This is a genomic window from Marinithermus hydrothermalis DSM 14884, from assembly GCF_000195335.1.
GTDB classification, from domain to species: Bacteria; Deinococcota; Deinococci; order Deinococcales; family Marinithermaceae; genus Marinithermus; species Marinithermus hydrothermalis.
In genome coordinates this window covers 1709703-1722622 of sequence record NC_015387.1, presented here as the reverse complement: position 1 = coordinate 1722622, position 12920 = coordinate 1709703, and the positions used below count along the sequence as shown (strand labels likewise).

Genomic DNA, 12920 nt, shown 5'->3' with positions numbered 1-12920 from the left:
GATGCAGGCCAAAGCCGTTGCCAGGTACGTGCGCATGTCTCCTCGAAAGGTCCGGCTGGTCGTGGACCTGATTCGCGGCAAGAGCGTGGAGGAGGCGGACGTTCTGCTGCGTTACCTGAACAAGCGCGCTGCACGGCCGGTGCGCAAGGTGCTGAAGAGCGCTGTGGCGAACGCGGTGAACAACCACAACCTCTTGGAGGACGCCCTCTACGTGAAGGCCGCGTACGTGGACGAGGGGCCTGCGCTCAAGCGCATCCTGCCGCGGGCTCGGGGACGGGCGGACATCATCAAGAAGCGCACCAGCCACATCACGATCATCGTGGAGGAACGCAATGGGCAATAAGATCAACCCGATTGGTTTCCGTCTGGGCATCACCCGGGATTGGGAGTCCCGCTGGTACGCGGGCAAGAAGGACTACGCGGCCTTGCTCGTGGAGGACCGGATCATCCGCGAGCTGATCACGCGGGAGGTCTACCACGGGGGCATCGCCCGCATCGACATCGAGCGCGCGGCGGATAACGTCTCGGTGACGGTGCACGCCGCGAAGCCCGGCGTGATCATCGGGCGTGGGGGCGAGACGATCAAGCGCATGCGCGCGGAGCTGCAAAAGCGCTTCCCCAACCGCACCATCTCCCTGAACGTGCAGGAGGTGCCCAACCCCAACCTGTCCGCGCCGCTCGTGGCCCAGCGCGTGGCCGAGCAGATCGAGCGCCGCTTCGCGGTGCGCCGCGCGATCAAGCAGGCCGTGCAGCGCGTGATGGAGGCCGGGGCCCAGGGGGCCAAGGTCGTGGTCTCGGGCCGGATCGGCGGTGCGGAACAGGCCCGGACCGAGTGGGCTGCGCTGGGTCGCGTGCCGCTGCACACGCTTCGTGCTAACATCGACTACGGTTTCGCCCTCGCCTGGACCACTTACGGGGTCCTCGGGGTGAAGGCGTACATCTTCCTGGGTGAGGTGATCGGCCGCCAGAAGACCGCGGCGAAGCCCTCGCCCAAGGCGGAGACCGAGCGTCCGCGTCGGCGTCGCCCGACGGTGCGTCGCCGTGTGAAGAAGGAGTCCGAAGATGCTGATGCCTAAACGCCTCAAGTACCGGAAGCAGCACCGCGGTCGCTTGCGCGGTACTGCCAAAGGTGGGGATTACGTGGCCTTCGGGGATTACGGCCTGGTGGCCCTCGAGCCGGCCTGGATCACCTCGCAGCAGATCGAGGCGGCCCGTGTGGCTATGGTGCGCCACTTCCGCCGTGGCGGGAAGATCTTCATCCGGATCTTCCCCGACAAGCCCTACACCAAAAAGCCCCTCGAGGTCCGCATGGGTAAGGGTAAGGGTAACGTCGAGGGCTGGGTGGCCGTGGTCAAGCCGGGCCGGGTGATGTTCGAGGTGGCCGGGGTCACGGAGGAACAGGCCCGGGAGGCGTTCCGCTTGGCTGGGCACAAGCTGCCGATCAAGACCAAGGTGGTGAAGCGCGATGCCTACGATGAAGCCCAGTGAGATCCGCAAGCTCTCGCCTGCCGAGATCCGGAAGCGGGTGCAGGAGAAGAAGCGCGAGCTGATGGAGCTGCGTTTCCAGGCCTCGATCGGGCAGCTCTCCCAGAACCACCGGATTCGCGAGACCAAGCGGGAGATCGCGCGGCTTCTGACCATCCTGCGCGAGAAGGAACTGGGGATCAGGTGATCTAGATGCCGAAGAAGGTACTCACCGGTGTGGTCGTGAGCGACAAGATGGACAAGACCGTAGCGGTGCTGGTGGAGCGGCAGTTCGCCCACCCCCTCTACGGGAAGGTCGTCAAGCGCTCCAAGAAATACCTGGCTCACGACGAGGAGAACGCCTACAAGGTGGGCGACGTGGTGGAGATCGTGGAGTCCCGCCCCATCTCCAAGCGCAAGAAGTGGCGCGTGGTGCGGCGCCTGGAGGAAGGGCGGCTGGACGTGGTGGAGCGTTACCGCCTGCGCAAGGAGCGTGGTAAGGCATGATTCAGCCTCAGACGATGCTCGAGGTTGCGGACAACACCGGCGCCCGGAAGATCATGTGCATCCGGGTGCTCGGGGGGTCCTTCCGCCGCTACGCCAGCGTGGGGGATGTGATCGTCGCTTCGGTGAAGGAGGCCATCCCCGGGGGCGTGGTGAAGGAAGGGGATGTGGTGAAGGCCGTGGTCGTGCGCACCAAGAAAGAGGTTAAGCGGCCGGACGGCAGCGCGATCCGCTTCGACACGAACGCCGCGGTGATCATCAACAACCAGGGTGAGCCGCGCGGAACGCGCGTGTTTGGCCCGGTGGCGCGCGAGCTGCGCGAGAAGAAGTACATGAAGATCGTGTCGCTGGCTCCGGAGGTGCTGTAATGCGGCCCAAGTTGCACGTGAAGCGGGGCGACACCGTGATCGTGGTGTCCGGAAAGGACCGGGGCAAGACCGGGAAGGTGATCGCGGTGTACCCCAAGAAGTTCCGCGTGCTGGTGGAAGGCGTGAACATCGTGAAGAAAGCGGTGCGCCCCACGCCGGACAACCCCCAGGGCGGGTTCCGGGAGATGGAAGCGCCCCTGCACGCGGCTAAGGTGCGTCCGGTCTGCCCGAACGGCCACCCGGTGCGGGTGAAGAAGAAGATCCTCGAGGACGGCACGAAGGTGCGGGTCTGCCACCGGTGTGGGGCCGCCCTCGACGGGTGAGGTGAAGTATGCCGCTGGAAGTTGCGCTGAAGAAGAAGTACTACGAAGAAGTCCGCCCCGAGATGATGAAGCGGTTCGGCTACGAGAACCCGCTGGCCGTGCCGCGCTTGGAGAAGGTCGTGATCAACCAGGGGCTGGGCGAGGCCCGGGACGACAGCCGCATCCTGGAGAAGGCGGCGGAGGAACTGGCCCTCATCACCGCGCAGAAGCCGGTGATCACCCGGGCGAAGAAGTCGGTCTCGAACTTCAAGATCCGCAAGGGAATGCCCATCGGCCTCAAGGTCACGCTCCGCCGGGACCGGATGTGGATCTTCCTGGAGAAACTCTTGAACGTGGCCCTGCCGCGCATCCGCGACTTCCGCGGGGTCAACCCGAACGGGTTTGACGGCCGGGGCAACTACAACCTGGGGATCCGCGAGCAGCTGATCTTCCCCGAGATCACCTACGACCTGGTGGACGCGACTCGAGGCATGGATATCGCGGTGGTGACTACCGCCAAGACCGACGAGGAGGCCAGGGCCCTCTTGGAGCTCTTGGGCTTCCCCTTCCGGAAGTAAGGGAGTGTTATGCCGAGGAAAGCGCTGATCGAGAAGGCGAAGAGGAAGCCGAAGTTCAAGGTCCGGGCGTACACCCGCTGCAACCGGTGTGGGCGCGCCCGCTCGGTGTACCGCTACTTCGGGCTGTGCCGCATCTGCATCCGTGAGCTCGCGCACAAGGGCCAGCTCCCGGGGGTGCGGAAGGCCAGCTGGTAGCGAGGTCCGGTCGAGGGGGTTCCCTCGAGACCGCTCGTGACGCACGGCGCATAAAAGGAGAGAGGAAATATGCTCAGTGACCCGATTGCGGACATGCTGACCCGGATCCGGAACGCGACCATGGTGTACAAGGACACCGTGGACGTCCCGGCCTCCCGCTTCAAGGAAGAGATCGTGAAGATCCTCGTGCGGGAGGGGTTCTTGAAGGGTTACGAGAAGGTGGACGTGGACGGCAAGCCGTACCTGCGCCTCGCGCTTAAGTACGGCCCGCGCCGCGAGCAGGTGATCAAGCACATTCGGCGCATCTCCAAGCCCGGCCGGCGCGTGTACGTCGCGGCGAAGGAGGTGCCCGTGGTGCGCCGCGGTCTGGGGATCGCGATCCTCTCCACGTCCAAGGGCGTTCTGGTGGACCGCGAGGCCCGTCGCCTGGGTGTGGGCGGCGAGCTGATCTGCGAGGTGTGGTAAGATGTCCCGCATTGGCAAGCAACCCATCCAGCTGCCGCAGGGCGTCTCCATCGAGGTCCAGACCGGCAAGGTGAAGGTCAAGGGACCGAAGGGTGAGCTCGTCGTGCCGGTGGATCCGGACCTCAAGGTGGTCGTGGAGGACAACGTGGTGCGGGTGACCCGCCCGACCGACAGCCGTCGGCACAAGAGCCTGCACGGCCTGACCCGAACCCTGATCGCGAACGCCGTGGAGGGCGTCTCCAAAGGGTTCGTGAAGGAGCTCGAGATCAAAGGGATCGGGTACCGGGCGAAGCTCGCCGGGAAGAACATCGAGCTGAACATCGGGTTTAGCCACCCGGTCGTGGTGGAGCCGCCCGAGGGGATCACCTTCGAGGTGCCCGAGCCCACCAAGCTGCGCGTCTCCGGGATCGACAAGCAGCTCGTGGGGCAGGTGGCTGCGAACATCCGCGCGATTCGACCGCCGGACGCGTACCACGGCAAAGGGATCCGGTACGCAGGCGAAGTCCTCCGCCTCAAGCCGGGTAAGGCCGGCACCACCAAGTAGGGGGTAGACCATGTCGAGGCTTACCGCGTACGAGCGTCGTAAGTTCCGCACGCGCAACAAGATCAAGCGCTCCGGGCGCCTTCGGCTGAGCGTGCACCGTAGCTTGAAGCACATCTACGCGCAGATCATCGATGACGAGAAGGGGCACACCCTGGTGGCCTCCTCGAGCCTCGCGCTGAAGCTCTCGGGCACCAAGACCGAGGTGGCCCGGAAGGTCGGCGAGGACATCGCCAAGAAGGCGCTGGAAAAAGGCATTACCAAGGTGGTCTTCGACCGCGGGCCGTTCAAGTACCACGGCCGGGTGAAAGCCCTGGCGGAAGGCGCCCGCGAAGGTGGGCTCGAGTTCTAAAGGGAGGAGACATGCCGGAGACCGATTTCGAAGAAAAGATGATCCTGATCCGCCGCACGGCCAAGACCTACCAGGGCGGGCGCCGCTTCCGCTTCGGGGCCCTGGTCGTGGTGGGGGACCGGCAGGGCCGTGTGGGCGTGGGGCTCGGTAAGGCCAAGGAGGTGCCGCTCGCCGTGCAGAAGGCGCAGTACGTGGCCCGCCGCAACCTGATCGAGGTGCCGATCGAGAACGGCACCATTCCGCACGAGATCGAGGTGGAGTACGGGGCGACTCGGGTGCTCCTGCGCCCGGCGGCGCCCGGTACCGGCGTGATCGCGGGCGCGGTACCCCGCGCGATCCTGGAGCTCGCGGGGGTCACGGACATCCTGACCAAGGAGCTGGGGAGCCGCAACCCGATCAACGTGGCGTACGCGACCATCGAGGCCTTGAAGCAGCTCCAGACCTGGGACGAGGTGCGGCGGCTGAGGAAGGAGGTCGTCTGATGGGCACCATCCGGGTCAAGCTGGTGAAAAGCCCCATCGGGTACGCGAAGGACCAGAAGGCTACCCTTCGGGCCTTGAAGCTCACCAAGCTGAACCGCGAGCGGGAGTTGCCGGACAACCCGGCGATCCGGGGCATGATCCGTAAGGTGCAGCACCTGGTCAAGATCGTTGAGGTGAAGGAATGAAGCTCACGGATCTCCGTCCGAACAAGGGTGCGGTCAAGCGCAAGAAGCGTGTGGGGCGCGGGATCGCGAGCGGCCACGGTAAGACCGCGGGCCGGGGGCACAAGGGGCAGAAGTCTCGTTCTGGCGGGCTGAAGAACCCCGCCAAGTTCGAGGGCGGCCGCTCCACCCTCCTGATGCGCCTGCCCAAGCGGGGCATGCGGGGGCAGGTGCCGGGCGCGATCCCTCGCGTGGAGTACCAGATCGTGAACCTGGACCGGCTGGCCGAGCGCTTCCCTGAGGGGGGCGAGGTGACGCCCGAGGTCCTGGCGAAGGCCGGCCTGATCCGCAAGGCAGAACGGCCGGTGAAGGTGCTGGGCCGGGGCGAGGTTAGCGCGGCATACACGATCAGCGCGCATGCCTTCTCCGCCTCCGCGGTCGAGAAGATCAAGGCCGCGGGGGGCGAGGTGATCCTGCTGGGCCAGCAGAAGACCGAGGAGGCGTAACATGCTCCGGGCGTTTAGGGATGCCTTCCTGATCCCCGAACTCCGGCAGCGCATGTTCTTCACCCTCCTGGTGCTCGCCGCCTACCGGCTGGGGACCACCATCCCCACGCCGGGGGTGGACGTAGCCCGGGTGCGCGAGTTCTTGGGCACCCAGGCCGGTGGTGTGTTCGGCATCATCAACCTCTTCTCCGGGGGAAACTTCGAGCAGTTCTCGATCTTCGCCCTGGGGATTATGCCTTACATCACCGCGGCCATCATCATGCAGCTCCTCGTGACCGTGGTGCCCCAGCTCGAAAAACTCTCCCGGGAGGGTGAGGAAGGCCGCCGGATCATCAACCAGTACACGCGGATCGGGGGCATCGCGCTCGGGGCCTTCCAGGGGTTCTTCCTCGCCGTCGCCTTCCTCGAGTCGCAGGGCGGGCAGTTCCTCCTGCCGGGCTGGGAGCCGGGGTGGTTCTTCCGTTTCGTGGTGGTGGTCACCCAGGTGGCCGGGATCGCCCTACTCCTTTGGATGGCGGAACGGATCACCGAGTACGGGATCGGGAACGGGACCAGCCTGATCATCTTCGCCGGGATCGTTGCGGTCTGGATCCCGCAGCTGCTGAGCACCTTCCAGCTGGTACGGACCGGGGAGCTCGGCATCCTGAACATCCTGTTCTTCCTGGCCTTTTTGATCCTGGCCTTCGCGGGTATGGCCGCGTTCACCCAGGCCGAGCGGCGCATCCCCGTGCAGTACGCGCGTAAAGTGGTCGGGCGCCGTGTCTACGGCGGCCAGGCCACCTACATCCCCATCAAACTGAACGCCGCGAACGTCATCCCCATCATCTTCGCCGCGGCCATTCTGCAGATCCCGATCTTCCTCACCGCGCCGTTTAGCGACTCCCCGGTCGCGCAGGCGATCGCGAACTTCTTTAACCCGCGGGGCTTTTGGGGCCTCTCCATCGAGGTGCTGCTCGTCATCGTCTTCACCTACATCTACACCGCGGTGCAGTTCGACCCACGCCGAATCGCCTCTGACCTGCGCGAGTACGGCGGGTTCATCCCGGGCGTGCGCCCTGGTGAACCCACGGTGAAGTTCCTCGAGCACATCGTGACCCGCCTCACGCTGTGGGGGGCCCTTTTCCTCGGGTTGGTTGCCGCTTTGCCCCAGATCATCCAGAACCTGACCCAGGTCCAGACGCTGGCCTTCTCCGGGATCGGGCTGCTCATCGTGGTGGGCGTCTCCCTCGACACCCTCCGCCAGATCGAGTCCCAGCTGATGCTGCGCAACTACGAGGGTTTCCTCTCCAAGGGGCGCATCCGTGGAAGGGGGCGGTTCTAGGTGAGCGAGCCTATGGTGCTGATCTTTTTGGGGCCGCCCGGCGCGGGTAAGGGAACGCAAGCCGCCCGGCTGGCGCAGGACCTGAACCTCAAGAAGATCTCCACCGGGGATATCCTGCGCGCGCACGTCGCCCAAGGTACCGAGCTGGGCCGCAAGGTCAAGCCCATCATGGACCGGGGGGACCTGGTTCCGGACGAGCTCATCCTCGCGATCATCAAGGAGGAGCTCGAGCAAATGCCCGAGGTGCGGGCGATCTTTGACGGCTTCCCCCGGACCACCGCGCAAGCTGAGGCGCTGGACCGCCTTCTCGAGACGCTCGGCGCGCCCATTCATAAGGCGTTGCTCCTCGAGGTACCCACGGAGGAGCTCGTAGCGCGGTTGTTGAAGCGCGCGGAGCTCGAAGGGCGCTCGGACGACAACGAGGAGACGGTACGCCGCCGCCTCGAGGTGTACGCGGAAAAAACCCAGCCCCTCGTGGATTACTACGCGGCGCGGGGCGTGCTGGTGCGGGCGAACGGCGTGGGCACGGTGGATGAGGTGTACCGCCGGATCCGGGAGGCGCTCTAGTGGCCATCACGCTCAAAAGCCGGGACGAGCTCGAGGTGATGGCGGAGGCGGGCCGCCTGCTGACCGAGGTGCTGGCCGAGGTGGAGGCGGCCGTCCGTCCCGGCGTGACCACGCGCGAGCTGGATCGCATCGCGCGCAAGGCGATCGCCAAGCGCGGCGCGAAGCCCGCGTTTCTCGGGTACCACGGGTTTCCCGCGGTGATCTGCGCCTCCAAGAACGACGTGGTCGTGCACGGGATTCCCGACGAGGAGCCCCTCAAGGAGGGGGATCTCCTCTCGATCGATGTGGGCCTCTTCTACAAGGGGTACGCCGCGGACATGGCGCGCACCTACCCGATCGGCGCGGTGAGCGCGGAGGCCGAGCGGCTGGTTCGGGTGACGGAGGAAGCCTTCTGGAAGGCGCTGGACGCGGCCCAGGTGGGGAACCGCGTGGGGGACGTGGCCGCGGCGGTGCAGGCTCACGTGGAGGCCGCGGGGTTTTGGGTGGTGCGGGAGTTCGTGGGGCACGGGATCGGCGCGCGGTTTCACGAGGACCCGCAGGTGCCGAACTACGGGCGGCCCGGGACCGGACCCAAGCTGCGCCCCGGCATGGTGCTCGCGATCGAGCCGATGGTCACCCTGCACCCCGCACCTGTTGTAGTATTGGAGGATGGTTGGACGGCCACCGCGGGTCGCGGGAACCTGGCCGCACACTACGAGAACACCGTGGCGATCACCGAGGACGGACCCCGGTTGCTGACGGGCATCCTGTAGGGAGGGGATGTGGCGAAGGGTAAGGACACCATTCGAGCGGAAGGCGTGGTAGAGGAGGCGTTGCCGAACACCCAGTTCCGGGTGAAGCTGGACAGCGGGCTGGAGATCCTGGCCTATATCTCCGGTAAGATGCGGATGCACTACATCCCCATCCTTCCTGGCGACCGCGTCGTGGTGGAGATCTCTCCCTACGATCCGACCAAGGGACGGATTATCTACCGAAAGTGAGGGAGTGGCGATGAAGGTGCGTGCTTCGGTCAAGAAGATCTGCGACAAGTGCAAGGTGATCCGCCGGCACGGGCGGGTGTACGTGATCTGCGAGAACCCCAAGCACAAGCAGCGCCAGGGGTAGGTTAGGGAGGAAGTATGGCTCGTATCGCTGGTGTGGAGATTCCGCGCAACAAACGCGTCGAGATCGCGCTGACCTACATTTACGGCATCGGGCGCACCCGGGCCAAGCAGGCCCTCGAGGCGACGGGGATCGACCCCTCGGTGCGCGTGAAGGACCTTTCCGACCAGGAAGTGGTTAAGCTGCGCGAGTACGTGGAGAACACCTGGAAGCTCGAGGGGGAGCTCCGCGCTGAGGTGCAGGCGAACATCAAGCGCTTGATGGACATCGGCTGCTACCGGGGGCTGCGTCACCGCCGGGGGCTTCCAGTGCGCGGCCAGCGCACCCGGACCAACGCGCGCACGCGCAAGGGGCCGCGTAAGACCGTGGCTGGTAAGAAGAAGGCGCCGCGGAAGTAAGCCTTGCGGGGATGCGCTCGAGTGCGTAAACTTAGGGAGTTGTGCCTTTAGGGGCCAGTTGATACTCCTTAGGAGGAGAGTATGGCCAAGAGAACATCCAGGAAGAAGGTCAAGCGGCAGGTCGCGCACGGCAAGGCGTACATCCACGCGACCTACAACAACACCATCGTGACGATTACCGACCCCGAGGGGAACCCGATCGCGTGGTCCAGCGGTGGGGTGATCGGGTACAAGGGGAGCCGCAAGGGCACCCCGTACGCCGCGCAGCTCGCGGCGATCGACGCGGCCAAAAAAGCGCAGGCTTACGGCATGACCCAGGTGGACGTGATCGTGCGGGGCACCGGCGCGGGCCGCGAGCAGGCCATCCGTGCCCTGCAGGCTTCGGGTCTTCAGGTCCGTTCGATCGTCGACGACACCCCGGTTCCGCACAACGGCTGCCGTCCCCGGAAGCGGAAGCGTGCGTAAAGGAGGAAGGAAGTGGGTCGTTACCGTGGTCCAGTCGTAAGAATCGCACGCCGTTTGGGCATCAACATCGCTGAGACCGAGAAGGTCCAGCGCTACATGGATCGGCGTCCGTACCCGCCGGGGCAGCACGGCCAGCGGCGTTCCCGTCGCCCGAGCGACTACGCCGTGCGCCTCCGCGAGAAGCAGAAGCTGCGCTACCTGTACGGCCTGAACGAGAAGCAGTTCCGTAACCTCTTCGAGGAAGCCACCCGCAAGAAGGGCGTGACGGGCACGGTCTTCCTCCAGCTGCTGGAGTCCCGCCTGGACAACGTGGTCTTCCGTCTGGGCATCGCCACCACCCGTCGCCAGGCCCGCCAGTTCGTGGTGCACCGGCACATCCTCGTGAACGGCAAGCGGGTGGATCGCCCCAGCTACCGCGTCAAGCCCGGGGACGTGATCTCGGTCGCGGAGCGCAGCAAGAAACTCGTGGTCTTCCAGGAAAACGCCGAGGCGGCCAAGCGCCGGAAGCTGCCGATGTGGCTCGAGTACGACCCGGAGACCATGACCGGGAAGTTCGTGCGGCTGCCGGAGCGGGATGAGCTCGCGATCCCGGTGAACGAGCAGCTGGTGATCGAGTACTACTCCAGGTAAGAGGAGGGGTTCTTTTGGAGACCACGAAGACCAAAACCCCGGTGTTTACCGCGCGCGTGGAGGGGAATTACGGCGAGTTCGTGCTCGAGCCCCTCGAGCGTGGCTTCGGGGTCACGCTGGGTAACCCTTTGCGCCGCATCCTGCTCTCCTCGATCCCGGGCACCGCGGTGACCAGCGTGTACATCGAGGATGCGCTGCACGAGTTCTCCACCCTTCCCGGGGTTAAGGAGGACGTGGTGCAGATCATCCTCAACCTCAAGGAACTCGTTGTGAAGTTCCACGCGCCGGGGTCCAAGATCTTGACCCTGCGCGCCGAAGGGCCCCGCACCATCTACGCCCGTGACCTGGAGTGCCCGCCGGACGCCGAGATCATCAACCCGGACCTGTACATCGCCACGCTGGGTGAGGGCGGCAAGCTGGTGATGGAGGTGCGGGTGGACGAGGGCGTGGGGTACGTGCCCGCGGAGAAGCACGGGATCAAGGACCGCATCAACTCGATCCCGGTGGACGCGCTGTACTCGCCGGTGCGCCGCGTCGCGTATCACGTCGAGGACACCCGCTTGGGGCAGCGCACCGACCTGGACAAGCTCATCCTGCGGATCTGGACGGATGGGTCCGTCTCGCCGCTGGACGCCCTACAGTCCGCGGTGGGGATCCTGCGGGAGCATCTGGGCTTTTTCGATCAGGCCGCTGTGGTGGCGGAGGCCGAGGCGGAGCCAGTGGAGGCGGCGCCGGAGGTAGAGGCTGTAGGCGCGGAGGAGGCCGCGGAACGCCCCGCGTTGACCCTGGATGACCTGGGGCTTTCCACCCGCGTGCTGCACAACCTCAAGGAGGAGGGGATCGACTCGATCGAGAACCTCCTGGCGCTGACCGAGCGTGAACTGAAGAAGGTGCCCGGGATCGGCGAGCGCAGCGTGGAGGAGATCAAGGAGCGTCTTGCCGAGCACGGTTTGTCGCTAAAGGAGTGAGAGCATGCGCCACCTGAAGTCTGGACGCAAGCTGGGCCGGCACTCGAGCCACCGGCTGGCCCTGTACCGCAATCAGGCGACCGCGCTGTTGCGGCACGGGCGGATCACCACGACCGTTCCGAAGGCGAAGGAGCTGCGGGGGTTCGTGGAGCACCTGATCAACGTGGCGAAGCGGGGGGATCTGGCCGCCCGCCGGCGCGTGATCCGGGACATCCACGACCTGACCGTGGTGCGCAAGCTGTTTGACGATATCGCGCCCAAGTACGCGGACCGGCCGGGCGGGTACACCCGCATTCTGAAGCTGGCCGAGCGCCGTAAGGGCGATGGGACGCAGCTCGCGATCATCGAGCTGGTGGATTAATCCCTTGCTGGAGGGGGTGCGCGGCCGGCATGCCGGCCGCGCCTTGCGTTTCGGTACACTGCAAGGGATGCGGTACCGGGTAGGCGAGACGGTGCGTGTGGAGTTCTACAAGTACCCTGAGGAGGCCTTGCACTACTGGTGGGAGGCCGAGGTGGTCGAGGTGCGCCCCGAAGGGGTGCTCACCCGCATGCCCGTAGGGAGCCTGTTCCACCATGAGGCGCGGGGGCGGGTGTACCGGCTCGATCACACGGCCTACGTAGCCTTCTTCCCTGGACGTTGGTACTCCGGAGGGCCGGACCTGGACGCTATGGGCCGGGTTCTGGAATACTACTGGAACGTACAAACCCCGCCCAACCTGGAGGCGGGGCGGATCTGGCAGTACGATTTGGATCTGGACGTGCGCTGCCGCGCGGATCACGCGTGCCGGGTGTGGGACCGCGCGGAGTTCGAGGCCCGCAAACCCCACTACCCTGCGGTCTGGGCCGCGCAAGCCGAAGCCGCGATCCCTGCGGTGCTCGCGCACGTGCGAACAGGACGTTGGCCGGTGCGTCCGCCGGAGGCCCCGCGGCCTTGGATGCCGCGCTAGAGTTCTTCCTCGAGCGCGTCCAGCACGTTGTTCACCGTGCTGCTTTCCGTCTCGGCGGTGACGTCCGGGTAGACGCGGCGGCCGCCCGGCTGGCGCTCGAGCACCTCCCGGTACTCGCGGATATCGATGAAGCGGTCGCTGCTCGAGCGCAGCTCGAGGTCGGTGAGTTCGGGCAGGCCGAGCAGCCGGACCTCCTTGCCCATCGCGCGGACCGCCTCGACGGCCGGGGCGATCTCGCGGGCACCGCTGGAGATCAGGGCCACCTCCCAGCGGGGGGCGGTGAGGAGGAGGTCGGTTACCAGGTAGACTCCCAGGTTGGGGGACTCCCCCCGCACCTCGTGCGAGCGCACCGTGTACCCCATGAAGACCAGCGCGTCGAGGAATTTCAGCTGGCGTTCGTCGTTAGGGTCGGTGATCGGCGCGTAGTAAAACGCGTTGTATAGCGCGCGGTCGCCGCGAAAGTGCTCGAGCACCCGGCGGTGGTCGACGTTCCAGCCCATGCGCTTCGCGGCGGAGTATATGTACGAGCCGTCAATAAATAATCCAATGCGTTCCACGTTCACCCCTCCCGTTCATCATACCGTGTGCCACCCAAAAGTGAAGGG

General features: G+C 65.8%; 27 protein-coding genes. 26 read left to right on the top strand and 1 reads right to left on the bottom strand.

Translation table 11 applies throughout. The features are described 5' to 3' along the window. Position 1: 1 nt before the first annotated feature. The 26 genes from rplV (at position 2) to MARKY_RS08530 (ending at position 12315) form a co-directional block, all read left to right on the top strand. Positions 2 to 343 carry a 50S ribosomal protein L22 gene (gene rplV, locus MARKY_RS08655; protein ID WP_013704503.1) on the top strand — a complete coding sequence of 114 codons (342 nt, stop codon included), beginning with the start codon at positions 2 to 4 and terminating at the stop codon, positions 341 to 343. Further along, positions 333 to 1076, top strand: coding sequence for a 30S ribosomal protein S3 (gene rpsC, locus MARKY_RS08650; RefSeq protein WP_013704502.1), 744 nt, complete (start codon positions 333 to 335; stop codon positions 1074 to 1076). Before rplV ends, rpsC begins: the two co-directional genes overlap by 11 nt. Then, on the top strand, positions 1063 to 1488 hold the full coding sequence (gene rplP, locus MARKY_RS08645) for a 50S ribosomal protein L16 (RefSeq protein ID WP_013704501.1): 426 nt from the start codon (positions 1063 to 1065) through the stop codon (positions 1486 to 1488). Before rpsC ends, rplP begins: the two co-directional genes overlap by 14 nt. Next, positions 1475 to 1672, top strand: a complete 198-nt coding sequence (rpmC, locus tag MARKY_RS08640; RefSeq protein WP_041657996.1) for a 50S ribosomal protein L29 — start codon at positions 1475 to 1477, stop codon at positions 1670 to 1672. The genes rplP and rpmC overlap by 14 nt, the downstream gene beginning before the upstream one ends. 5 nt (positions 1673 to 1677) lie before the next feature. Then, complete coding sequence (gene rpsQ, locus MARKY_RS08635; protein ID WP_013704499.1) at positions 1678 to 1971, top strand: 30S ribosomal protein S17; 294 nt, start codon at positions 1678 to 1680, stop codon at positions 1969 to 1971. Further along, complete coding sequence (gene rplN, locus MARKY_RS08630) at positions 1968 to 2336, top strand: 50S ribosomal protein L14 (protein ID WP_013704498.1); 369 nt, start codon at positions 1968 to 1970, stop codon at positions 2334 to 2336. The genes rpsQ and rplN overlap by 4 nt, the downstream gene beginning before the upstream one ends. Beyond that, complete coding sequence (rplX, locus tag MARKY_RS08625) at positions 2336 to 2659, top strand: 50S ribosomal protein L24 (RefSeq protein ID WP_013704497.1); 324 nt, start codon at positions 2336 to 2338, stop codon at positions 2657 to 2659. Before rplN ends, rplX begins: the two co-directional genes overlap by 1 nt. Positions 2660 to 2667: 8 nt before the next feature. Continuing rightward, positions 2668 to 3216, top strand: a complete 549-nt coding sequence (gene rplE / locus MARKY_RS08620; RefSeq protein WP_013704496.1) for a 50S ribosomal protein L5 — start codon at positions 2668 to 2670, stop codon at positions 3214 to 3216. Positions 3217 to 3225: 9 nt separating this feature from the next. Continuing rightward, positions 3226 to 3411 (top strand): type Z 30S ribosomal protein S14, encoded by a 186-nt coding sequence (locus MARKY_RS08615; protein ID WP_013704495.1) that lies wholly within the window; start codon positions 3226 to 3228, stop codon positions 3409 to 3411. Between the two features lie 69 nt (positions 3412 to 3480). Next, positions 3481 to 3876, top strand: coding sequence for a 30S ribosomal protein S8 (gene rpsH / locus MARKY_RS08610; RefSeq protein ID WP_013704494.1), 396 nt, complete (start codon positions 3481 to 3483; stop codon positions 3874 to 3876). A 1-nt stretch (position 3877) separates the two neighbouring features. Further along, positions 3878 to 4420 carry a 50S ribosomal protein L6 gene (rplF, locus tag MARKY_RS08605; RefSeq protein WP_013704493.1) on the top strand — a complete coding sequence of 181 codons (543 nt, stop codon included), beginning with the start codon at positions 3878 to 3880 and terminating at the stop codon, positions 4418 to 4420. Between the two features lie 10 nt (positions 4421 to 4430). Next, the gene (rplR, locus tag MARKY_RS08600) at positions 4431 to 4769 is read left to right on the top strand and encodes a 50S ribosomal protein L18 (protein ID WP_013704492.1); all 339 of its coding nucleotides are present in this window, start codon (positions 4431 to 4433) and stop codon (positions 4767 to 4769) included. A gap of 11 nt (positions 4770 to 4780) precedes the next feature. Beyond that, positions 4781 to 5251: a 30S ribosomal protein S5 gene (gene rpsE, locus MARKY_RS08595; RefSeq protein WP_013704491.1), complete on the top strand. Its 471-nt coding sequence runs from the start codon at positions 4781 to 4783 to the stop codon at positions 5249 to 5251. Next, positions 5251 to 5436, top strand: coding sequence for a 50S ribosomal protein L30 (gene rpmD, locus MARKY_RS08590; protein WP_013704490.1), 186 nt, complete (start codon positions 5251 to 5253; stop codon positions 5434 to 5436). Before rpsE ends, rpmD begins: the two co-directional genes overlap by 1 nt. Further along, positions 5433 to 5918 (top strand): 50S ribosomal protein L15, encoded by a 486-nt coding sequence (rplO, locus tag MARKY_RS08585; protein ID WP_013704489.1) that lies wholly within the window; start codon positions 5433 to 5435, stop codon positions 5916 to 5918. The genes rpmD and rplO overlap by 4 nt, the downstream gene beginning before the upstream one ends. Position 5919: 1 nt before the next feature. Continuing rightward, positions 5920 to 7239 (top strand): preprotein translocase subunit SecY, encoded by a 1320-nt coding sequence (secY, locus tag MARKY_RS08580; protein ID WP_013704488.1) that lies wholly within the window; start codon positions 5920 to 5922, stop codon positions 7237 to 7239. 12 nt (positions 7240 to 7251) lie between these two features. Further along, entirely contained in the window at positions 7252 to 7806 is a 555-nt protein-coding gene (locus tag MARKY_RS08575) for an adenylate kinase (protein WP_013704487.1), read from the top strand. After that, the gene (gene map / locus MARKY_RS08570) at positions 7806 to 8558 is read left to right on the top strand and encodes a type I methionyl aminopeptidase (RefSeq protein ID WP_013704486.1); all 753 of its coding nucleotides are present in this window, start codon (positions 7806 to 7808) and stop codon (positions 8556 to 8558) included. The genes MARKY_RS08575 and map overlap by 1 nt, the downstream gene beginning before the upstream one ends. Before the next feature lie 9 nt (positions 8559 to 8567). Next, the gene (infA, locus tag MARKY_RS08565) at positions 8568 to 8786 is read left to right on the top strand and encodes a translation initiation factor IF-1 (protein ID WP_013704485.1); all 219 of its coding nucleotides are present in this window, start codon (positions 8568 to 8570) and stop codon (positions 8784 to 8786) included. A gap of 10 nt (positions 8787 to 8796) precedes the next feature. Beyond that, positions 8797 to 8910, top strand: a complete 114-nt coding sequence (rpmJ, locus tag MARKY_RS08560) for a 50S ribosomal protein L36 (protein WP_013704484.1) — start codon at positions 8797 to 8799, stop codon at positions 8908 to 8910. A gap of 14 nt (positions 8911 to 8924) precedes the next feature. After that, positions 8925 to 9305, top strand: coding sequence for a 30S ribosomal protein S13 (gene rpsM, locus MARKY_RS08555; protein WP_013704483.1), 381 nt, complete (start codon positions 8925 to 8927; stop codon positions 9303 to 9305). A gap of 81 nt (positions 9306 to 9386) precedes the next feature. Next, on the top strand, positions 9387 to 9770 hold the full coding sequence (gene rpsK / locus MARKY_RS08550; RefSeq protein WP_013704482.1) for a 30S ribosomal protein S11: 384 nt from the start codon (positions 9387 to 9389) through the stop codon (positions 9768 to 9770). A gap of 12 nt (positions 9771 to 9782) precedes the next feature. Then, entirely contained in the window at positions 9783 to 10400 is a 618-nt protein-coding gene (rpsD, locus tag MARKY_RS08545) for a 30S ribosomal protein S4 (RefSeq protein WP_013704481.1), read from the top strand. A gap of 14 nt (positions 10401 to 10414) precedes the next feature. Beyond that, on the top strand, positions 10415 to 11368 hold the full coding sequence (locus MARKY_RS08540) for a DNA-directed RNA polymerase subunit alpha (protein ID WP_013704480.1): 954 nt from the start codon (positions 10415 to 10417) through the stop codon (positions 11366 to 11368). A gap of 4 nt (positions 11369 to 11372) precedes the next feature. Continuing rightward, complete coding sequence (gene rplQ / locus MARKY_RS08535; protein WP_013704479.1) at positions 11373 to 11729, top strand: 50S ribosomal protein L17; 357 nt, start codon at positions 11373 to 11375, stop codon at positions 11727 to 11729. A 67-nt stretch (positions 11730 to 11796) separates the two neighbouring features. Further along, the gene (locus tag MARKY_RS08530; protein WP_041657995.1) at positions 11797 to 12315 is read left to right on the top strand and encodes a ribonuclease FAU-1 family protein; all 519 of its coding nucleotides are present in this window, start codon (positions 11797 to 11799) and stop codon (positions 12313 to 12315) included. On the opposite strand, the gene MARKY_RS08525 is transcribed toward MARKY_RS08530, so the two are convergent. Beyond that, on the bottom strand, positions 12312 to 12872 hold the full coding sequence (locus tag MARKY_RS08525) for a LabA-like NYN domain-containing protein (RefSeq protein WP_013704477.1): 561 nt from the start codon (positions 12870 to 12872) through the stop codon (positions 12312 to 12314). The genes MARKY_RS08530 and MARKY_RS08525 overlap by 4 nt on opposite strands. Positions 12873 to 12920: the final 48 nt, after the last annotated feature.